Source organism: Xanthomonas sp. JL1, assembly GCF_038405005.1.
The window spans coordinates 26,088-46,017 of sequence record NZ_JBBYGR010000061.1; the positions used below are offsets into that span (position 1 = coordinate 26,088).

The 19,930-nt window shown below is 65.4% G+C and carries 11 protein-coding genes, 7 pseudogenes and 1 other annotated feature; of the genes and pseudogenes, 8 read left to right on the forward strand and 10 right to left on the reverse strand.

The window, feature by feature from the left end:
• Positions 1-55: 55 nt before the first annotated feature.
• Positions 56-862 (forward strand): annotated as a pseudogene (locus WJW29_RS14495) (hypothetical protein); the annotation flags it as partial.
• Positions 863-955: 93 nt separating this feature from the next.
• Positions 956-2,563 (forward strand): annotated as a pseudogene (locus WJW29_RS14500) (hypothetical protein).
• 323 nt (positions 2,564-2,886) lie between these two features.
• Here the strand turns inward: WJW29_RS14500 and WJW29_RS14505 are convergent.
• Together WJW29_RS14505 and WJW29_RS14510 are read right to left on the reverse strand one after the other, a co-directional pair.
• Positions 2,887-3,807: an SMP-30/gluconolactonase/LRE family protein gene (locus tag WJW29_RS14505; protein WP_011409642.1), complete on the reverse strand. Its 921-nt coding sequence runs from the start codon at positions 3,805-3,807 to the stop codon at positions 2,887-2,889.
• Positions 3,807-4,325 (reverse strand): hypothetical protein, encoded by a 519-nt coding sequence (locus WJW29_RS14510; protein ID WP_011260589.1) that lies wholly within the window; start codon positions 4,323-4,325, stop codon positions 3,807-3,809. The genes WJW29_RS14505 and WJW29_RS14510 overlap by 1 nt, the downstream gene beginning before the upstream one ends.
• Before the next feature lie 161 nt (positions 4,326-4,486).
• Between WJW29_RS14510 and glnE the strand changes: the two genes are divergently transcribed.
• The gene (glnE, locus tag WJW29_RS14515; RefSeq protein ID WP_011260588.1) at positions 4,487-7,312 is read left to right on the forward strand and encodes a bifunctional [glutamate--ammonia ligase]-adenylyl-L-tyrosine phosphorylase/[glutamate--ammonia-ligase] adenylyltransferase; all 2,826 of its coding nucleotides are present in this window, start codon (positions 4,487-4,489) and stop codon (positions 7,310-7,312) included.
• A 95-nt stretch (positions 7,313-7,407) separates the two neighbouring features.
• Here the strand turns inward: glnE and WJW29_RS14520 are convergent, their stop codons facing one another.
• Positions 7,408-7,968 carry a VUT family protein gene (locus WJW29_RS14520; protein ID WP_011409640.1) on the reverse strand — a complete coding sequence of 187 codons (561 nt, stop codon included), beginning with the start codon at positions 7,966-7,968 and terminating at the stop codon, positions 7,408-7,410.
• A 1,035-nt stretch (positions 7,969-9,003) separates the two neighbouring features.
• On the opposite strand from WJW29_RS14520, the pseudogene WJW29_RS14525 reads away from it, so the two are divergent.
• Positions 9,004-10,947, forward strand: a pseudogene (locus WJW29_RS14525) (S53 family peptidase).
• Positions 10,948-11,055: 108 nt separating this feature from the next.
• Here WJW29_RS14525 and WJW29_RS14530 read toward each other — a convergent pair.
• The 3 genes and pseudogenes from WJW29_RS14530 to WJW29_RS14540 all read right to left on the reverse strand — a co-directional run bounded on the left by WJW29_RS14530 (position 11,056) and on the right by WJW29_RS14540 (position 13,399).
• On the reverse strand, positions 11,056-11,556 hold the full coding sequence (locus WJW29_RS14530; protein ID WP_027703830.1) for a hypothetical protein: 501 nt from the start codon (positions 11,554-11,556) through the stop codon (positions 11,056-11,058).
• Positions 11,553-12,409, reverse strand: a pseudogene (locus WJW29_RS14535) (DUF2145 domain-containing protein). Before WJW29_RS14535 ends, WJW29_RS14530 begins: the two are co-directional and overlap by 4 nt.
• Positions 12,410-12,451: 42 nt before the next feature.
• Positions 12,452-13,399, reverse strand: a complete 948-nt coding sequence (locus WJW29_RS14540) for an ELM1/GtrOC1 family putative glycosyltransferase (RefSeq protein ID WP_011260582.1) — start codon at positions 13,397-13,399, stop codon at positions 12,452-12,454.
• A 133-nt stretch (positions 13,400-13,532) separates the two neighbouring features.
• On the opposite strand from WJW29_RS14540, the gene WJW29_RS14545 reads away from it, so the two are divergent.
• A complete protein-coding gene (locus WJW29_RS14545) occupies positions 13,533-14,123 on the forward strand; it encodes a malonic semialdehyde reductase (protein WP_011260581.1) in 591 nt (196 codons plus the stop codon).
• 210 nt (positions 14,124-14,333) lie between these two features.
• Positions 14,334-15,068 (forward strand): YceI family protein, encoded by a 735-nt coding sequence (locus tag WJW29_RS14550; protein WP_011260580.1) that lies wholly within the window; start codon positions 14,334-14,336, stop codon positions 15,066-15,068.
• Positions 15,069-15,283: 215 nt separating this feature from the next.
• Here WJW29_RS14550 and WJW29_RS14555 read toward each other — a convergent pair.
• The 4 genes and pseudogenes from WJW29_RS14555 to WJW29_RS14570 form a co-directional block, all read right to left on the reverse strand.
• Positions 15,284-15,459 (reverse strand): annotated as a pseudogene (locus WJW29_RS14555) (HAD family hydrolase); the annotation flags it as partial.
• A gap of 94 nt (positions 15,460-15,553) precedes the next feature.
• Positions 15,554-15,973 (reverse strand): STAS domain-containing protein, encoded by a 420-nt coding sequence (locus WJW29_RS14560; RefSeq protein ID WP_011260579.1) that lies wholly within the window; start codon positions 15,971-15,973, stop codon positions 15,554-15,556.
• Positions 15,970-16,401, reverse strand: a complete 432-nt coding sequence (locus tag WJW29_RS14565; protein WP_012443890.1) for an ATP-binding protein — start codon at positions 16,399-16,401, stop codon at positions 15,970-15,972. Before WJW29_RS14565 ends, WJW29_RS14560 begins: the two co-directional genes overlap by 4 nt.
• Complete coding sequence (locus WJW29_RS14570) at positions 16,398-18,404, reverse strand: SpoIIE family protein phosphatase (RefSeq protein WP_011260578.1); 2,007 nt, start codon at positions 18,402-18,404, stop codon at positions 16,398-16,400. Before WJW29_RS14570 ends, WJW29_RS14565 begins: the two co-directional genes overlap by 4 nt.
• 217 nt (positions 18,405-18,621) lie before the next feature.
• Between WJW29_RS14570 and WJW29_RS14575 the strand changes: the two are divergent.
• Positions 18,622-19,092: pseudogene (locus WJW29_RS14575) on the forward strand (hypothetical protein); the annotation flags it as partial.
• Between the two features lie 76 nt (positions 19,093-19,168).
• Positions 19,169-19,930, forward strand: a pseudogene (locus WJW29_RS14580) (IS3 family transposase); the annotation flags it as partial.
• Positions 19,444-19,560: a sequence feature (AL1L pseudoknot), on the forward strand. It overlaps the preceding pseudogene by 117 nt.

Consider the following 19,930-nt stretch of genomic DNA (forward strand, 5'->3'; position numbering starts at 1 on the left):
CGACCGGTCGGCTCTCACTGGCTGCGACTGTGCTGAAAGATCGTGCTAATCAGGACTGGCCATGCATGGCGATGCCGAGCTGGCCCGTCTGAGCGACACGCTCAAGGCACAGCTGCGTTTGAACGATGCGCGTGTGCCCGACTTCACGGTCTATAACCGCTATCTGCCGGGCAATAACGTGCGCCTGCTCGGTGGCAGCGGCAGTCTGACCGGCGATGTGGCGCTCAATGCGTCCGGCGATGTCGGCAGTGGACATGCAAATTTGCGCGGGCGCGGCGCGCATCTGGCGTTGGCCGGCGTGCAGATGCGCGGCGATGCCGAGTTGCAGGCAACGCTGCAACGCGCAGACTTCAAGAACACGTTCTTCGACCTCAGCGGCACGCGCATACGTCTGCGCGATATGCGCGTGGGCGACGATGGCAAAGACACCAGCTGGTGGGGCGAGCTGCAGGTGGGTGCCGGCACCATCCAGGCCGACGCACCGTTCCAGGTGGATGCCGATGCAGCCATTCGCATGCACGATATCGCGCCGCTGCTCTCGGTGTTCGAGCAACGTGCAGACTATCCGCGCTGGGTACTGGGCTTGCTGGATTCGGGCGAACTGGATGCCACCGGCCGGGTACGTTGGCGCAAGCAGCAGTTGCTGGTCGACGATCTGCATGCGGAAAATGCGCGTCTGCCGCTGCGTGCGCGGCTGGCCCTGAACGATGCGCAGCGGCGCGGCGATCTGTATCTGCGCTGTGGTGTGTTCGGCGCCGGCATCGAGCTCGATGGCAAGCAGCGGCAGTGGCATCTGGCCGGCGCACGTGAGTGGTATGACGCACAACCCGGACTGTTGCCGCCGGTCGCCAAGACCAAGTGATGCAGGCGCTGGCGTGATCGTACTGCGTCCTGCTCACGGTGGGCTTGGCACACTGTGCCGAGCCGCGTGCGCGGTTTTCAGGAGCCTGCCGTGATGATGATGCCTGTTCGCGCCCGTTGGCGCGCCTTGCCGCGCGCATTACGTTGGCCGCTATTGGCGCTGATCACGCTGTACGCGGGCTATGTGCTGTTGGGCAATCTGCTGCTCAACACACCGCTCGGCCCGGCCGCGCTGAATCGCTCGCCCGATAAATTCGCCATGCAATCGGGCCCGGGGCTGACTTGGTGGCCCGGGCGTCTGGTGCTGTGGAATGTCGATCTGCAAGGCCAGTCCACGCGTACGAACTGGAAGGTGAGTGCGCAGAGGATGAGCGGGCGGATTCGGTTACTCCCATTGCTGCACTGCCAACTGCTGGTGCCGGAACTGCATGCGCGTGGCGTGCATGGCGGCATGCGGGCCGCGGTCGTCGCAGCGACGCAATCGCCTGCGGCGACGCAAGCGAGGCGTGCTGCGGTTGCTCCGGTGAAGGATGCCGCTGATATGCCGGCCGCTTCAGCAAGCGAGGGGACGGCGACAGCAACGCGCAATGTCGAAAAAACGGCGACGCAGCCGCCCGCGCAGCATCCGCGCGCAACGACTGCAACGAACGCGACGCCCACAGCGAGTACGTCGTAATCAGCCCGGTGCGCCGACGCTCACGCCAGCACACCACTACCGCCAACCGCCTGGACCCTGCAGTTCGACCGCATCGTTGCCGATCACCTGCAGGCCGTGTCGGTGCATCAGCTGCACATCGAAGGTGAGGGTCAGCTGCAATTGGGCCTGTTCAAACAACTGCGTGGCGGGTCGATGGAAATCTTCCCTTCGCGTGCAGTGTTCGAATCGGCGCGTGTGAGCTGGGGCGAACACGAAGTGATGCGCAATGGGCAAGTACGTGTCGAAGCCAGCATCGCGCGGCATTAGCCAGACCAGGTGCGCGGGCTGGCGGTATTACAGCTAACCGATGCGCTGATTGCCTTGCATGGCGACACCGCAGCGTTGGATGTCACCCGCAATGCGCAGGGCCGGCATGCGGTCGCAACGCGTGCCGGCCAGGGGCGTGCAGATGGCGAGCTGCGTTGGATACGCGGTGCATTGCAGCCCGGCAGCCAACTGCACTGGCGCGTGCCGCTGCACGACAGTACGCGCACACCGGCCACATTGCTGGGCGAACTGACCGCGCAGTTGCAGGTCGATCAGAACATGCGTGTACAGGTGAGCATGCCCGAACCGGCCGATGCCGGGCTGACGCTGGATGCCGACCTGCGCGTGCAAGGCCGGCAACTGCCATTGCACTCCATGCGCAGTCTGTGGGCGCGCATCGTGCTGGACGACACGCGCATGCAATGGCGTCAGCCGGTCGGTGTGGATGGACGTGTGCGCATCCAGATGCGCGACCTGGCATTTTTGATGGCGTTGTATACACGCGACCGTTCGATTCCGAACTGGATGCTGCAATTGGTAGATGCCGGCCAGGCGCAAGTGACCGCACGCGTGCATTGGCAAGGCGAAACGGTCATCGTCGACCGGTTGCAGGCACGTAACCAACGCTTTTAGGTCGATGCGCGCCTGCGTTTGCAGGGCCATCGACGCAGCGGCAGCCTGCCGGCCCGCTGGGGACTGCTGAGTGCAGCGGTGTGCCTGCGCGGCGATGCGCCCTAGTGGCATCTCCTGCATGCACAGGAGTGGTATCGCGCACAGCTGGAACTGATGCGCTGATCACAGAAGCGCATGCGCTGATGTGAACAAAAAGCACCAGTTATGTACTTATCAGTATTGTTTTGCACTGCAGCGTGCAAGTCGGATTCGGCGCGCGCACTATGCTTCCGCATCCCGACGTGGGGGAGGGAGCAAAGCCCGCTGGCAGTTCGCTGCAAGCGGGCTTTTTTATTGCCTGAACGTTGCCGGTTCAAGCGCTGATCCGCCGCCTGGCCAGTCGCGGACAGGTCCGCCTGACGGCGGCGGAGTCGTGTTGGTAGCCGCTCTTATCGCTGCAGGTCCAGCAGCCACAACGTGCTGCCGCCGGTGATGAATAAGCGGCGTTGCACCAGATCGAAGGTGCAATTGGAGGCCGTGTGCGGCGTCGGCACCAAGCCAAGCACGTGGCCGCCGCTATCGAAGACGCACACGCCCGCGCCGGAGCTGCTCCACAACCAGCCCTGGCAGTCCACGCAGAAGCCGTCCGGCAGGCCTTCCGGCACCACTGCGAAGCGGCGACGGTTGTGCAGTGCGCCATCGTGCCAATCCAGGGCGGTGATCTCCGGTGCGCCTGGGCCGCCTTCGGGCGTCTGCGACACGTACAGCACGCGTTCGTCGGGCGAGAACGCCAGCCCGTTGGGATGATCCAGGTTGACCATGCACTGCAGGGCGCCGCCATCGGGCGGCAGCCGGTAGACGCCGTGATGGTCCAGTTCCTGCGGGCCCGGGCAGCCCTGGCTGGGCTTGCGTAGCCCGAAGGGCGGGTCGGTGAACCAGATCGCGCCATCGCGCGCGACGATCAGATCGTTCGGCGAATTGAGCCGTTTGCCCTCGAAACGCCCCACTAGCAGATGCGCCCGGCCATCCACCTCGCTGCGGGTGATCGCGCGGCGCCCATGTTCGCAATGCACCAGCCGCTGCTGCGTATCCACCGCATTGCCGTTGGTGAAGGCGGTAGCGTCCAGCAGCACGTCCACCGCGCCGTCTTCGCGCCAGCCCAGCACGCGGCGGCCCACCACATCGCTCCACACCAGCGTGCGCTGCGCCTCCCACCAGGCCGGACCTTCGCTCCAGGTGGCCTGGTCATAGAGGGTGTGCAGGCGCGCGTGACCTAGCCGCGCCGCGAGGGCCGCGTGCTGTGTGGTGGGTGGCGGGCAATCGGCTGGCTGGGCGGCACCGGGTGCGCGAACGCGGCAGTGGCTGTCCATCAACGCGGTGCCGGATGGCCGAACGGATGCGCGGTGGCGGCACCGGGCGATTGCGCAAATTGCACCATCATCTGCAGGCAGGGCTCATCGCCCAACTGACCGGAGCGGTGGCCGCGCTGATCGGCGGTGCCCTGATCCTGGCCGAAGTGGATGTCGCCCGGGCCCATTTCCACGCGCGTGCCGTCGCCGGTTTCGATGAACCAGCGGCCGCGCAACGGAATCACCCACTGCGGGTGCGGACTTTCATGCCAGTCGCCGACCCAGCCCACCGGCAGCACCGCGAACTGGATGCCCAGCACCTCGCCCGGGAACGGTCGCAACCACTGCGGTGCTGCGCCGCCGCCCACGCTTTTGCTACCGAAGCCGGGTAGCTGCGAGGCGTTGAGACAGCTCTTGCCATCCGGCCCAGTCCATAGATGCAGGAAGGGGAGGCTGGGCGGCAGCGCAGGATCGTTGCCGTGCGTGTCGAGCGGAATCTGCGAGGGCAGCAACGTGTCAGGCAATGTGGTGGACGACATGGCGAAGCCTCGTGCGAAAGCCGCAGTGCAGCATGGGTGTCGTCAGGCTTGCGTCAGCGAGATGTTCAAAGCGGCGAAATGCTGCACGTTCTGTTGCGTGCGTTTTGCCGCGTTTGCGCATGCACGCGCCACTTGCGTGCCAGGGATGCCAAAATCCAACCATGTCGATACCTACCGCTTCCCTGTCTCCTGCGCTCGCCGCTCTGATCGAGCGGGCCGTGGCGCGTGTCCGTCAATCGCTGCCTGCCTGGCAGGTGTGGCCAGGCGGCGATTTTGATCGACAGCTTGCGCAGGTCGCACTCGCCAGCGATTTCGCGCTCGATACATTGGCGCGGCAACCGGCATTGCTGCAGCACCTGGCACACCCCGATCCGCCACCGCTGCCGTTGCCGCAACTCGATCCCGCGCAGCCGCAGCTGTGGCCGGCGCAATTGCGGCGCTACCGCAGCGCCGAATCCACGCGTCTGGTGTGGCGCGATGTGCTCGGTCTGGATAGCGTGGAGGCCACCCTGGCCGGCGCGACCCGGCTGGCCGAACACTGCATGCAATGCGGGCTGCAGGCGTTGGAGCAGCAATTCGCTACCCGCCATGGCAAGGTCATTGCCGACGACGGCAGCGTGCAACGCTTGGTCGTATTCGGGCTGGGCAAGCTGGGCGGTGGCGAGCTGAATTTCTCATCTGACGTGGATCTGGTGTACGCCTATCCGCAGGGCGGCCAATCCGATGGTGCGCGCTCATTGGCGGCCGAAGAATATTTCGCGCGGTTGGGCCAGCAGCTGGCCAGGTTGTTGGACGAAGCCACGGCCGAGGGGTTCAGCCATCGCGTGGATCTGCGCTTGCGTCCATTCGGCACCGCCGGCCGCGTGGCGTTGTCGTTCGCCGGCATGGACCAGTATTTTCAACGCGAAGGACGCGATTGGGAACGCTATGCCTGGCTCAAGGCACGCGCGGTGGCCGGCGCCATCGACGCCGGCGAAGCCTGGCTGGAAACGTTGCGGCCATTCGTCTACCGGCGGTATCTGGATTTCACCGCACTGGACGGCTTGCGCGAGATGAAGGCCGCCATCACCGCCGAAGTGGCCCGGCACGATTGTCTGGACGATATCAAGCGTGGGCCTGGCGGTATTCGCGAAATCGAGTTTCTGGCGCAATCGCTGCAACTGATTCGCGGCGGGCGCGAGCCGAGTCTGCGCGAGCGCCGGTTGTTGCCCGCGCTGCGCGCATTGGTGACTGCAGGTCAGATCGATCAAGAAAATGGCCAAGCGCTGACCACGGCGTATCGGTTTCTCCGTCGGCTGGAAAACCGCCTGCAGATGTTGCGCGATGCGCAGACCCACGCATTGCCGCAGGCACCGCTGGATCGCGAGCGGATTGCGCTGGGTCTGGGCTACGCGGAGTGGGCGACCCTGCTGGATGCGCTGGCGCCGCAGCGCGCACGGGTAACGGCCGAATTTGCCGAACTGCTGGCTCCGCGCGTCCGCGCGACCGCACCGGACACGCTTGCCGATTACTGGCGCGCGCTGCCCGCGGGGGATGCGGCGCCGTTAGCGGGGATGGGCTTGAGCGATCCCGGCGGCGCGCATCAGGCGCTGGCCGACTTTGCGCATTCCTCCGGCGTGCGCGGGCTGTCCGATAGCGCGCGTGCGCGGCTGGATCGGGTGATGCCGGCATTGCTGCACGCGGCCACCCGTGCCAGCCAGCCGGATGCGGCGGTGCCCCGCATGCTTGGCCTGCTGCAGGCCACCTTGCGCCGCACCAGCTATCTCTCCTTGCTGGACGAGCAACCCAGCGCGCTTGCCCGCCTGGTCGATGTACTCTCGCGCAGTGCGCTGCTGGCCGAGCGGCTGGCGGCGTATCCGTTGCTGCTGGACGAATTGCTCGACACCCGCATCAGCGGCCCGCTGCCGGATCGCGCAGCGCTGCACGCGGCCTGCGCCGATATCGTGCACATCGACGACACCGAAGCGGCGCTGCGTGAGCTCAACGAGCGCCGGCTTGCACGCAGTTTCCGCATTGCACTGGCCACACTGGATGGCCGCCAACAGGCGGTGGAGAGCACCCGGCAACTGGCCTGGCTTGCCGAAGCCGTGGTGCAGACCGTGTTGCACCTGGCGCGCATCGAAATGGTGGCAGCGCATGGATACGTGTCCGGCGGTAGCTTTGCCATCATCGGGTACGGCAGTTTGGGCGGGATGGAACTGGGATTCGGATCGGATCTGGATCTGGTGTTTCTCTACGATCATCCGCCCGAGGTGGATGCCTCCGACGGCAAGCGCCCACTGGAAGCCGGGCGCTGGTTTGCGCGGCTTGCACAGAAGGTGATGGCACTGCTGGCTGCCGAGACCGGCGCCGGCCGTCTGTACGACATCGATGTGCGCTTGCGCCCGGATGGCGGCAAGGCTGCGCTGGTGTCGTCGCTGGCCAGCTACCGCGAATACCAGCGCGAGCGCGCCTGGACCTGGGAGCATCAGGCCCTGGTGCGTGCACGCGCGGTTGCCGGCGACGCTGTCCTTTGCGATGCGTTCGCACAGGTGCGTCGCTACACGCTGATGCGCGTGCGCGACACCGCGCAGTTGCATGAGGACGTGCGCAAGATGCGCGCACGCATGCGCACCGAACTGGATCGCAGCGATGCGGGGCGGCTGGATCTCAAGCAAGGTGCGGGCGGCCTGGTGGATCTGGAATTCGTGCTGCAGGCCGGCGTGCTCGGCCTGGCGGCACAGCAACCGCAGCTACTCGATGTTTGCGATACGCCGGCGTTGATCGACGCGCTGGTGCAGGTGCACTGGCTGCCGGACGACAGCGCCGCATCACTGCATCAGGCGCATGCAACGCTGGTGGATGCCGGCCTGAGTTGCACGCTGGACCGCCGCCCGCGCCTGATCGCACCGACGCCGGCCATCCAGCAGGCACGCGGCACCATCTTCAATGCCGCACGTGTGCAGCGCCTGACGTTTCCGCTGGGCAAGGATGAAGCAGCGCTGTGAGTGCAGTGGTGGGTGCGCTGCATTCGATGCGTGCGTGGCACCCGACAAGAACGATGCGTTGCCGTCCTCGGGTAAGCAACGCACGCGCCAGCGCGTCATGCGTTCTGCCGACGCGGCGCGCTACGCCACAGCAACGCGCGGAACGGACCGAGCAGAAACACGCCCATGCCCAGCTTCACCGCCAGATCGCCGGCAGCCCAGCTGATCCACGGCAAGCCCGTGCCGGCGAAGGCGATGCTCCAGAAAATGGTCGTATCCAAGCTGGCGCTGTAGGTGGTGGCCACGATCGGCGCGCGCCACCAGTGACCGTTGCGCAAGCGGTCGAACACGCTGATGTCCAGCAACTGCGCTGCGATGAAGGCGCTGCACGAGGCCGCCGCAATGCGTGGCGTCGCTAGCCAGAATGAGAGCAGCACCGCCAGCGCGAACCCGCACCAGGCCACCATGCGTGCCGCACGCGGCCCGAAGCGGCGATTGATCAGATTGCTGAGCAGCAATGCCAGCGGATAGGAGAACGCGCCCCAGGTCAGCCAGTCGTTGACTGGGTACTGCACCAGGATGTTGGACAGTAGCACCACCGCACCCATCGCCAACACCGCCCAGGTCAATGCGCGGGCGGTGAGCGGGGCCAATGCAGGTGGCGAGGCAAGGCGCATGGCGACACGGCGTTGATTGGGTACGCAATTATCCTCGCCGCGGGAGGGATGGACCAGCGTAGCGATGCGGCCCCCTGCCACGGCTTCGACACACCTGATTAGCCCTGACCTTCCGCTGCAGCACCTGCGCACTTATCGCGAAACCAGCTCGATAGAATGTCACGATGACGTCCTAGCTGAAATAACGTCGGACCGGCTCCTCGCGTCAGCGACGCCGAAAGCGCACATCATGGAAAACATCAGGAAAACCACGCTGTTTGCAGGACTGAAGCAAAAGTCTAGCTGAGGGTTAGGGCTCATCAGCTCGACACATGACGGCTTCATGACGCGTTGCCCCGGCGTGCGCGGTGGGCCGTGCCTGTATCGCGCGCAGCTAACGAATTGGCACGTGTGGGCGCCACGGCCGCAACCGGACAGCGCATACGCATGCGTGTTTGGTTGCGTGCACGTCCGCAGCAGCGTGGGCACGCAGTGCCTGCAAAGAGAATGCAAATTTCTTTCGCAGTGACATGGTGTGGCCATCGATTGCATGTGCGTGTCACGCACGATCGACGGGATCATCTGCCTATGGTGAGTGCAAACAGAAGGGCAGCTCTTGCAGCGGCGAAATCGTGACCTCGCCGGGTGTATGGGCGCGACACGCGCACCTGTACGTGCTCGTAGCGACCGCATGCAATCTTTAGACAGCAACGCGCGGCGATGCGTCGTGGAGTGGCACACGCAGCAGACGGCAAGCGCGCCTCGCTGTTGGTGACACACTCTCGCCCGCCGGCGCTTCGGCAGCGAACATCGCACGTATCGTTGAGACTGGCGCTGTCGCCGTTTATGAATGATGGCGGCCCTTGCAAGCCCAGCGAGACGCCGATGCCGATGCCGATAGAGAAAGCTGCCGAAGATGCAGTGTGGTGATGGTGTCGCACCGCCAGCGCGCTGATTTCTTTACTCCCCTGCAGCAGGGTGATGTCGCACGTCGTGAGGCCGGCTCGACTGTTTGCGCAGCAGGCACACGCATCCCCCACCCGTGTCGATCTGACCATGCATCGTCGGTCTGCGATCGGTCGTGCACGCCCCTGCGATGCCGTTCCGGCCTCGCCTGTTCGCTTTACCCCCGGAGAGATGCCCATGCTTGATCGTATTCGTCGTCGGCCGCTGCTGGCTGTCGTGTTGTCTGCGTCACTGGCCGCAGGCGGTGCCGCCAACGCCGCCCCGCCCGTCCCAGAGGCCAAGCTTGCCGCGATGACGGCGACCTTGCGTGCAGCGCCGGTGTTTTTCGACGTGCATTTGCCATCGCGCGATCAGGCCGGACTGGACGCATTCCTTGCGGAGGTCCAGGATCCGTTGTCGCCGCAGCATCACAAGTGGTTGTCTGCTGCCGAATTCCAACGTCGCTTCGGCCCCGCGCTGGCGCAGCTCGCGCAAGTGCGTGCCGCGTTGCAGGCCGCGCACATGCGTGTGGTGCAGCAGGGGCCGAACCTGCATGTCAGCGCGAATGCGGATGGCGTGGAGCGGCTGTTCGCTGCGCCGCTGGTCGCCGACCTGAAGCCGGCACGCCTTGCCGCCGCCGTTGCCGGCCGCGCTGCGCGCCAATGGCGTGACCGTTACCGGCTTGACCCGCGGCCTGCCGCCGGCGCACCTGAACTCGCGGGTGGTGGCCAGTGACCCCAGCAACCGCTATGGCAAGGGCACCACGAGCTATTGGTACAACGATCTCAAGCAGGCCTACGGTTATCCGTCCTACCAGACGATGATCGGCGCGCCGGGGCAGCAACATCGGCTCGATGGCAGCGGCAGCACGATCGCCGTCCTGATCAACGGCGACGTGCTGGATTCGGATATCGCCACGATGTTCGACCACGAGCACTTCAGCCTGTATGCCGGCAACCATGCCAATCCGACGCTCTACGCGCGCCACTATGTGGCCGGCGCCAAGCCCGGCTTGCACGAGGGCAATGAGGCTGCGTCTATCGAGGCCACGCTCGATGTGGACATGGCCCTTGGCGGTGCACCAGGCGCGCACGTGCTCTTGTACGTGGTCCCCGACCTCAGCTCGATTCCTTGCTGGCCGGCTACCGACAGATCGTGCAGGACAATGAAGCGGACGTGGTCAGCTCTTCGTTTGGGGTCTGCGAGAAGTACTTCACCGCGGCCTATAACAGCGGCAGAGATGCCACCTCCGTTGCTGGCCTGTTCGATGCCGTCTTCAAGCAAGGCAACGCGCAAGGCATCACCTTCGTCACCTCCAGCGGCGACAACGCCGGCCTGGAGTGCGCGGACACGCAGTACCTGGTAGAGGGCAATAATGGCCGTTACATCCCAGGTGTGGAATTTCCGGCCGCCGATGCGCATGTGACCGCGGTCGGTGGTGGCAACCTGTTCACCGCTTACAAGAAGGACAGCCTGGGTTCGGGCTACGTCAGCGAAAGCGCCTATGCCGACCCGTTACAGGCGAATGATCCTTATGGCGTGGGCGCGCTGCTCAGTGGCGGATACTTCGGCGCGGGTGGCGGCGTCAGCACGCTATTCCAACGCCCGGCGTATCAGTCGCGCCCGCTGGGTGGCACGCGCACCTCGATGCGCGCATTGCCCGATGTCGGCATGCTGGCCGGTGGTTGCCCGGCGATCGCCGGGCATCCCTGTCAGCAGGACACCAGCTCGGTGTCCATCTACTTCGCCTGCTTCATCTACAAACTGGTCGGCACCAGCGTCGCCGCGCCGGAGTTCGCCAGCGTGGCCGCGTTGCTGGGACAGAAGCAGGGCCGCCAGGGCAACCTCAACGACTATCTGTACCGGTTGGCCGCCAATGGACCGGAAGCCTTCCACCGCGGCATCCCCGGCAATAACGGGGTGGTCAGCAACGATGTGCCGATCGCGGGCAAGTACAACTACACCACGGGCCTGGGAACGCCGATCGTGCGGTTGATGATCGGTGCGCTGGACGCAGCGCCGGCCGGCATTCCGCGTTCTCCCAGCAACCCGTAAACGCAGTGCGCTTGGTGGCATCGGCGTCGTGGCAACGACGCCGATGCCACGACGATCACGCCGTGGTCGACCGGATGTGGCCTCGGCCTGCAGCGCGGGGTGTGCGTGTCACCACGTGTGGCTGCTGCTGTATGCGGCAGCCGCTTCTGTCGGTACGAACGCCAATGCTTTCCCTTGTTCGGCATGCACGGTCCAGCCGCTGCCTGCGGGGCTAGGTTGGAACGTCACCATCTCGCCGACCTGGAAGCCTGCGGCGGGATCGTCCTGGCGTGCCTGCCAGCGCAGCGACAAGGTGGCGTCTACCTGCTTCGGGTCTTCCAACTGCACCTCGCTTTCGCCCTCCGGCAACGTCTGCACTGCTTGCACCCGCATCGGCGGCAGTGTGGCGGCACGCGGGTTGCTGCTGGCATTGCGGGCTGCCTGCACTGCCATGGATGTGGGAAAGAGCACAGACGCCAAGGCTCCACCGACGACCAGCACGGGAGTCGACACCGCCAATGCCGAATAGAACCCGGATGTGTCCTCACACGTCGTCATCTCGCCCGCTTGCGCGCAAGGCAGCGTCACGGTGGCGAACGACAGCACTGCTACCAGGGCAACAGGTTTCATGGCGTTTCTCCAGGAGTAGGGGCGGCACGTGCAATCGACAGTTCCTTGTCCACCGCGTCGCGCTGATGCAGAACGTCCAACACCGATTCGACCGTGACCACCGAATAGTTACCGGACACACGTTCGCCCACAGGATGATCGGTGACTGCCGCATTGGCGGCGACAAAGCGCGCGCCGATGCGCTGGCTCAGAGCCAGGTGCAGGGTGCTTGGGTGATACCGCGCGGTGCGCAGCCATGCCTGTGCATTGCGGCGACCGGCGATGGTGGCGACCGGTTGCGCATCGGCCGCCATTGCGGCGGCCAGCACTTCCAGCACCCATTGGTTGGAGTTCTGATAGTCGGTGGAAAACGGATACGCCACGATGCTGTAGCGCGTTTCATGCAGGCGGTGGGCAAGATCGCCGCTGCCGCTGAGGAGTGCGTGCAGACGTTGCTGCAGTGCCTGAGTGGGAACGCCCACGCGCAGATCGCTGCGCAGCGCGCTTTCGCCGATGAAGTTGCTCAGGCATCCCTGGTAGAGCTGCGACGCATCGCTCTTGCAGCGATTGAGCAGGTGGCGCACCCGCCAGCTGCCATCGTCGTCGCGCACGGCAAATGCCAGGTGGCTATGTTTCAGACCATAGCGGCTCAGATCCTGGCCGCCACGTGCCAGCAGCACCACCTTGGCGTCGGGCAGCGCATCCAGCGCCTGCGCGGTGGATGTGGCCATGTCGAACATTGCGGCGATGGGTAACGCGGCACGCAACGCGGTGCTGCTGCGGTGGCGGCCAGCGGTAATGCGGCGAGTACCAGCAGCGCGATTGCCCTGCGCCGGGTGTGTCGCGTCCATCGCGCGTTGATCGTCCCTGTCATGCGAAGCGTCCTTGTCTCGGTGGCCCGCTGGCGGGCCTTGGGTCATGGCAGCAGGCGCGCGCGCACCTGCATGGCGATGCGCTCGGTTTCGCGCACAGGCACGATATCGACCGCGCTGGCGAGAACTTCATCGACAGGATGCAGGCGCTGGCGTTGTCGCAACGCCTGCAGATAGGTGTCAACGCGCCCACGTGCCTGTTCGGCAAACGCGGCAGCGACCGGCACACGGGTCGCGCAGGCTTCGGAGAGCAGATTGACCGAATCGGCGCTGGCCACGATGGCATCGGCCCAGCCAAGCAGTCCAGCGTAGGGGTTAGGTCCATCGCGCTCATCGCACCACAGCAGGTGCGGCAGGCCGGCGCAGGCCGCGCGCAGCGCAGCGATCGCATCGCCCGGTGTGCGGCGGGAGGTGGTGACCAGCAGACTGCCGCCCAGCGTGCGCAGGTGAGCGCTGACGCGCGTGCACAACGCCGCCAGCGCCTGGGATGTCCACGGGACCTGGTCGGTGGGCCCCCCGATCAACAGGGCTAGGCGCGGGCCCGGCAAGCGGGCCACGGCGGGGAAGGCCGCCCGCCCGGCCGCCAGCCACGCATCGTCCACCGGGTGCAGGCTGCCGAGCAGGGTGAGCACGTTGCCGCCGCGCAGTGTGTCGTGCTCGGGCACCACCAGCAGGTCCCAGTGACGTGGGTCCAGCCGCGGGTCCAGGATCTGCACGCTGCGGCTGCCACGGCCACGCAGTAGCCGGGTGGCCAGCGCCGCCTGCCGGCCGCAGCCGATGGCCAGTGCTGGGGGCTGCTGCAGTTGCCGGTCGAATGGCGCGCCAAAGGCCTGTCGGGCGCCGGGCAGCCGCCGCGGCGCCGCCCAGCGCCACGGCGCCTTGGGCTGCAGGTGGATGGCCTGAAAGCCCTCAGATTGCAGTGTACGCGCCAGCGCCTCGGCCTGACGCGCATTGCCGGCGCGGCCGTCGCTCAGCGCCCAGGTCAGCCCCATCGTTTCAGATCCGACATAGATTTGTTTCAGATTGAACGCGTGTGGCGGCAATCGCGTCACTCTACACTGCGGGTCTTCACACTGGCGCCGACGCCGCAGCCTACCGTCGCACCCCCCTTCCTCTGGAGTGCTCATGTCCGACTCGCTCAACGCCGCCGCACTGGATCAGCTGTTTCGCACCGCCCGCACGCAGAACGCGTTCGCCGACACGCCGGTCAGCCAGGAGGTACTGCGCGAGCTCTATGAGCTGGTGAAGTGGGGCCCCACCGCGGCCAATAGCGGCCCGGCGCGCTTTGTGTTCGTGACCAGCGCCGACGGCAAGGCCAAGCTCAAGCCGGCGCTGTCCGAGGGCAATGCCGCCAAGACCCTGGCCGCGCCAGTGACGGTGATCGTGGCGCACGATGAAGACTTCCACGAAAAGCTGCCGTACCTGTTCCCGCATGCCGACGCCAAGAGTTGGTTCGACGGCCCGCGCGAAGGGCGCGCCGAATCGGCGTTCCGCAACGGCTCGCTGCAAGGCGCCTACCTGATCCTGGCCGCGCGTGCGCTGGGACTGGATGCCGGTCCGATGTCCGGCTTCGATAACGCCAAGGTGGATGCGGCGTTCTTCGCCGGCACGCCGATCAAGTCCAACTTCCTGGTCAATCTCGGCTACGGCGACCCGGCCGGGCTGTTCCCGCGTTCGCCACGCCTGAGCTTCGACGAAGCCGCGCGCTTCGAATAAAGCGATGCCTGCATGCGTGCGGGGCGTGAGCTCCGGCACACCGCGCATGCCAGCCGTGTTCAAGCGATGCAGTTGGCCGTTCGCCGGCTGACCGCTTGATCTGGTTCACCGTCTTGACGTACATGGTCTCTCGGTTTCCTGCAGTCCTCGTCCGTCTGCATCTGTCCCACCCGCGTTGATCCAACGTGTCTCTCATTCCATGGAGTTTCAATGAAGACCACCCACAAGCTGTTGCTGCCGCTCGCCCTGACTCTGGCCATTGCCGCCTGCTCCAAGCCGGCCGACAACACCGCCGCGCCGGCCGCCGAAACCACGCCTGCTGCCACCGCCCCGGCCGACGCCGCTGCTGCACCGGCACCGGCACCGGCACCGGCCGCCCCGGCCGTGGAAGTGGCTTCGGGCACCTACACCCTGGATCCGTCGCACACCGACGTGCTGGCGCAGTGGAGCCACTTCGGCTTCTCCAACCCGAGCGCGCACTTCGGCAATGTCGACGGCACCCTGGTGTACGACGCGGCCGACGTGACCAAGTCCACCGTGCAGGTCACCCTGCCGCTGTCCGGCTTGAACAGCTTCACTGCCAAGTTCGACGAACTCCTGAAGAGCGGTGATTTCTTCGACGCGGCCAAGTTCCCGACCGCCACCTTCAAGAGCACCAAGGTGGAAGCTGCCGGTACCAACAAGCTGACCGTCACTGGCGATCTGACCATCAAGGGTCAGACCAAGCCGGTCGTGCTGGACGTCACCCTCAATGGTGCCGGCGAGCACCCGATGAAGAAGGTGCTGGCTGCTGGTTTCGACGCCAGCACCACCATCAAGCGCAGCGATTTCGGTCTGGGCCAGTACGCCCCGAACGTCAGCGACGAAGTGAAGATCCGTATCACCACCGAAGCCCTGCAGGCCAAGGCCGGCGATGCGGCTGCGAAGGATGCCTCAGCCAAGTAATCGGTCTGGCTGCTGTCCAGGCAAAGGCCCGCTTCGGCGGGCCTTTGTCGTTGTGAGGGGGCGGCCAGTTGCGATCAAAACGGGTATGCGTGCGTTGCGGTGTGCATCGATGGCGCAGCCAACACCGCATGGTCTGGGCACCCTGCAGGGTGGGGCCGTGTCTGCCGGCACCGCCAGACCCGGCCCAAGCGCATCGCGTTCGCCAGGATGCAGGTGTTGAATCCCGACTGCTTGAGGAGCGCGCGCATGCTCAGCCGGCGCGCGGCATCCACTGCATGCGCTTCCCCGCGCGGAACCCATGCCGCGCTGCCAGCAGCCGCTGTGTGCTCAGACAGAAAACGAATGAATCGGCAAGCGTGCCGTCGAAATCGCAAATGATCAGTGCAGGCAGCGCAAGACGCAGGGCAGGGCGTCATCGCCTAACCAAGATTGCGCGCGTACCCGCGCGCACCCATTCCCACATGTGCGCGCAGGCGATGGCGCGCTTACGCTTCTTCGAAGTGCGGCACGATCGGCGTATCGCTTTGCGTGCTCTGTTCGATGACCTTGCGCTGCATTGCGGCCAGGTACGCGTCCAGCTCTTCGGTGGAGGCGAACACGTCGCTTAACGGCACCGCCTTCACCAGATCGAAGACCTTGCAGATCTGTGGTTGCGGATTGCTCACCAGCACCTTGCCATGGCGCGTGGCCAGCGCCTTGCGTGCCTTGAAGATGCAGCGGATGCCGGCGCTGGAAATGTATTCCAGTGCGCTTAGATCCAGCACCAGGGTGGTGATGTGGGTGCCCAGCAATGGCAACAGCGCCGCGTCCAGGTCCTGGTAGGTGTGGGTGTCCAGCCGCCCGGTCAGGATGACGCGTTGACGGGTGTCTTTCGGCGGGTCGATCTGGATGGCGAGCGTGGTCATGACAAGGCCTCGGGGACAGGGGCGTACGGATGAAGAAGAGTGACGCGCACCACGTTGTATGCACCATCGCGGCGGTAGTCGATGTGATCGGCGAGCTGATGCACCAAAAACAACCCCAGCCCGCCGATCGGGCGCTGATCGAACTCGGCAGCCAGGTCCGGTAGGCGAATCGCGCGCGGATCGAAAGCCTTGCCGGGATCGTGCAGCTCCAGTACCAGCGCTTGCGGATCCAGTTTCAGTTGTAGCCGCAACGGTTGTTCCGCGGGCTGGCCGTGGGTGAGGGCGTTGCAGCCGAGTTCCTCCACGATCAGCCGCACGTGGCCGATGCGCTCTGCGCCCAGGCCCTCGCGCATCAGCGAGTCTTCCAGCCTGTCGGTGACATAGGCCAGATAGTCCAGCGACGGGGCGATGGCCAGCTCGAGCATCACCGTGTGGTTGCCTCCCCGGCAACATTTCGCCCAGCATGCTCCTGGCGCAGCCGAATCGCCAGTAGCGTGATGTCGTCGTATGGATCGGCCTTACCGGTGAAGCGCGCGACGTTGGCAATCACGGCCTTGCATTGCGCCGCCGCACTGCGATGCGGGCGCAGCGCAGCCAGCAAACGCTCCAGCCCGTAGCGGGCGCCGTGCTCGTCCATCGCCTCGGTCACCCCATCAGTATAGCCTAGCATGGTCTGTCCGGCGCGCATGCGGCCCTGCAGCACCGGGTAGGACTCCTGCGGCTCGATCCCCAGCAGCGCACCGGTTTCCAGCGGCAAGGGGCGAGCCTTCCCGTCGATATCGATCAACAGTGGCGGCTCGTGCCCGGCGCTGGCCAACCAGTAGTCGCCACTGACCACATTGATCAGGCCGCACAGCACGGTGGCGAACATGCAGGTCTCGTTGTTTTCGGCCAATCGCCTGGAAGCGGCAATCAGGATGGTGTCCGGGCGCTTGTACCGGCGCGCGGCAATTTCCAGCACGCTCACCGCGCGCGCCATGAACAGTGCCGCCGGCACGCCCTTGTCGGAGACATCGCCCACCACGAACCACAGCAAGCCCGGTTCGGTTTCGACGAAGTGGTAGAAATCCCCGCCCACCGCCTTGGCCGGTTCCAGCCACGCGCAGGTTTCCAGATGCGAACTGGCGCGTTCGAAGGTGCGCCCGGAAGGCAGCATGGCCTTCTGGATCTCGCGCGCAATCTGCAACTCGCTGTGCATGCGCTCGCGTGCGGCGGTCATTTCGCCGATCTCGGCGATGTGGTGGCGGATCGCATCGCGTGCGCTGTCGAAGGCGCGCGCCATCACTCCCACTTCGTCATCGCGTTCGATGTGCTGCAACGGGTATTCGAATTCGCCACGACGGAAATGCTCGGCGGTGTCTGTCAGTTCGTCGATCGGCCGCGTCAACTTGCGTGTGATCTGCCGCATCAACCACCACCACATCACCGCACCCAGCAGCGCCGCCAGTGCCACCCACGCGGCCAGCCAGTTCAGACCGGCCAGCACATAACCTTCCGAGGCCGACAACACGAAGGTCCAGCCGCTGCGCCCCACTGCCGCGCTATGGGTCAAAAAGCGCTCGCCATCGGGCGAGGTATGCGTAAACGAAATCGGCTGGCCGGCAGCGACCGCGCGTTGCAAGGGCCGCAGATCCGGCCGCGAACGGCGCACGTAGGTATTGAACGAATAATGCAGATTGAGCGCCGGGCCGGGGCCTAAAACCAGCATGCCTTCCGGCGACAACAGCATCGGCTGGATACCGATGTCGCGCGGCAGCTGGTCGATGATCTTGCGCAGGTGCTGCAGCGGCAGGTCCACGCTCACCATGCCCACCGACGCCGTATCCGGCGCATCGCCGGGCCGGCGCAGCGGCAGGTTGTAGCTGGTGTACAAATCGCCGCCATCGGTATCCAGGGACGGCTCGGACCACCACGCGCGGCCCTCGCGCTGGGTGCGCAGATACCAGGGCATGGCGCGATAGTCGTAACCCAATTCCAACGCGGATTTCTCCACTACGCGCGTGCCGCGGCGATGCACGTACCAGACAAATCCGCTGTCGCCGGCCTTCTGCGTGCGCGGCTGGATGATCAGGCGTGCCGCAGCGATATCCGGGTCGCCGGTCAGCGTGGCCAGCAGCAACGCGCGCAGATTGAACGGCTGCAGCCCAACCCCACTACTGCTGGCCGCCAGCATGTGCCCGCTCACCTGCACCGAATCCAGCAGTGCCGCCAGGCTGCCTGCGGTCTGTTCGGTCAAGCCATCCACCTCGGTGCGCGCCGCCTCCACCAGCTCGGCGCGCTCGCCCAGGTAGAACACCGTTCCCAGTGCCGCCAGCAACACCACCAGCACCGCGGTGGCCGCCAGCAGCACGCGCATGCGCAAGCTGCTGCGCCAGGGCATGCGCGCGGCGACCGATGTCTGTTGCGGCAGTGATGGCGAACGGTTGCGCATGGCGCGCGCTCCTTAGCGGCAGCTGGTCTGATGATCGCAGCTTTGCTGTCATGTACAACTGGTATGGCAGGCGCATCCTCACGCAGCTTCGATTGACCCCTCGAACGCGCGCACTAGATTGGCCGCCCACCCGCCACGGAGGCCGGCCTTGCGCCAGATTCTGACCCCAAGCCTGCTGGCCCTTTTGCTTACAGCCTGTAACTCCCCGGAGACCAGCATGACCCAGACCCACTCCCCCGCCACCGAGGCCACCGCAGAAGCCGACGTCGAGGCCGGAGGCCGCGGTCTTGCCAAGTTAAATCCGAGCCCGCGTAAGGCTTACGAGGTCGCGCTCACCCTGAACAAGGCGCCTGGCGCTTTCGGTCTGGTGGAAGCTGCGGCGCAATACGATGTCAGCAACGAGCAGCAGTGCGGCAAGATCCAGCCCGAAACCGGCACCGCCGGCCGCATAACCAGCCAGGAAAATGTCGTGCTCAAGAAGATTTCCGAGACCGAATACCGCGGCACCGTGTATCTGGATCTGATGCAGGACGAGGACTATTACGGTCGCGGCGTCTGCTATTGAGAATTCAGCGGCGTCAGCGTGCTGCTCAAGGCCACCGATGCCGAAGAAGAAACGCGGTTCTTGTCGTTTGTCGAAGCCAAGACGGTGACCGCGCAGCAGGCGTTGACGAACTACTACTGGAAAGCCAGACGATCGAGCTGACTACCAGTTGAACCCCCCGGGAACCCCGGAGGCTCCATACACTTGAGAAGATGGAGCCATGAGCAGAGCAAGTAAGTGTTCCCCAGAAGTCCGGGAGCGATCGGTGAAGATGGTCCTGGAGCACCAGGGCGGTACGCGTCGCAGTGGTCGGCGATTGTGTCGGTGGCGGCCAAGATGGGCTGTACGGCCGAGACGTTGCGCGGCTGGATCCGTCAGTACGAGCGTGATGCCGGCAAGCGCGAGGGCGTGACGACGGCCGAAGGAGCGCATCAGATTGCTTGAGCGCCAGGTGCGCGAGCTGCGCCTGGCCAACGAGATCCTGCGCAAGGCGTCGGCGTCTTTTGCCCAGGCGGAACTCGACCGCCCCTTCACGAGGTGAAGCGCTTCATCGACGACCATCGCGACGTTCACGGGGTCGAGCCGATCTGCAAGGTGTTGCCGATCGCCCCGTCGACGTACTACGCGCACGCGGCCCAAAGGTCCGATCCTGAGTTGCGCTCGGCAAGGGCCAAGACGGACGAGGCGTTGATGCCTGAAATCAGGCGTGTGTGGGACGAGAACTTCCAGGTCTATGGTGTGCGTCAGCTCTGGCGGCAGATGCGGCGGGAGCAGTTCGCTGTTGCGCGCTGCACCGTGCAGCGTCTGATGAAGCGCCAGGGCCTGCGCGGTGTCATCCGCGGCAAGGCGGTGCGCACGACGGTGAGCGATGCGAAGGCGCCGTGCCCGCTCGATCACGTCAACAGGCAGTTCACTTCGGATCGGCCAAACGCGTTGTGGGTCTCGGACTTCACCGATGTGTCGACGTGGCAAGGCTGGATCT

Coding starts and splice junctions, on each gene's coding strand:
- WJW29_RS14505 (WP_011409642.1), bottom strand. CDS start 3,807: ATGGACAGCCACTGCCGCGTTCGCGCACCCGGTGCCGCCCAGCCAGCC.
- WJW29_RS14510 (WP_011260589.1), bottom strand. CDS start 4,325: ATGTCGTCCACCACATTGCCTGACACGTTGCTGCCCTCGCAGATTCCG.
- glnE (WP_011260588.1), top strand. CDS start 4,487: ATGTCGATACCTACCGCTTCCCTGTCTCCTGCGCTCGCCGCTCTGATC.
- WJW29_RS14520 (WP_011409640.1), bottom strand. CDS start 7,968: ATGCGCCTTGCCTCGCCACCTGCATTGGCCCCGCTCACCGCCCGCGCA.
- WJW29_RS14530 (WP_027703830.1), bottom strand. CDS start 11,556: ATGAAACCTGTTGCCCTGGTAGCAGTGCTGTCGTTCGCCACCGTGACG.
- WJW29_RS14540 (WP_011260582.1), bottom strand. CDS start 13,399: ATGGGGCTGACCTGGGCGCTGAGCGACGGCCGCGCCGGCAATGCGCGT.
- WJW29_RS14545 (WP_011260581.1), top strand. CDS start 13,533: ATGTCCGACTCGCTCAACGCCGCCGCACTGGATCAGCTGTTTCGCACC.
- WJW29_RS14550 (WP_011260580.1), top strand. CDS start 14,334: ATGAAGACCACCCACAAGCTGTTGCTGCCGCTCGCCCTGACTCTGGCC.
- WJW29_RS14560 (WP_011260579.1), bottom strand. CDS start 15,973: ATGACCACGCTCGCCATCCAGATCGACCCGCCGAAAGACACCCGTCAA.
- WJW29_RS14570 (WP_011260578.1), bottom strand. CDS start 18,404: ATGCGCAACCGTTCGCCATCACTGCCGCAACAGACATCGGTCGCCGCG.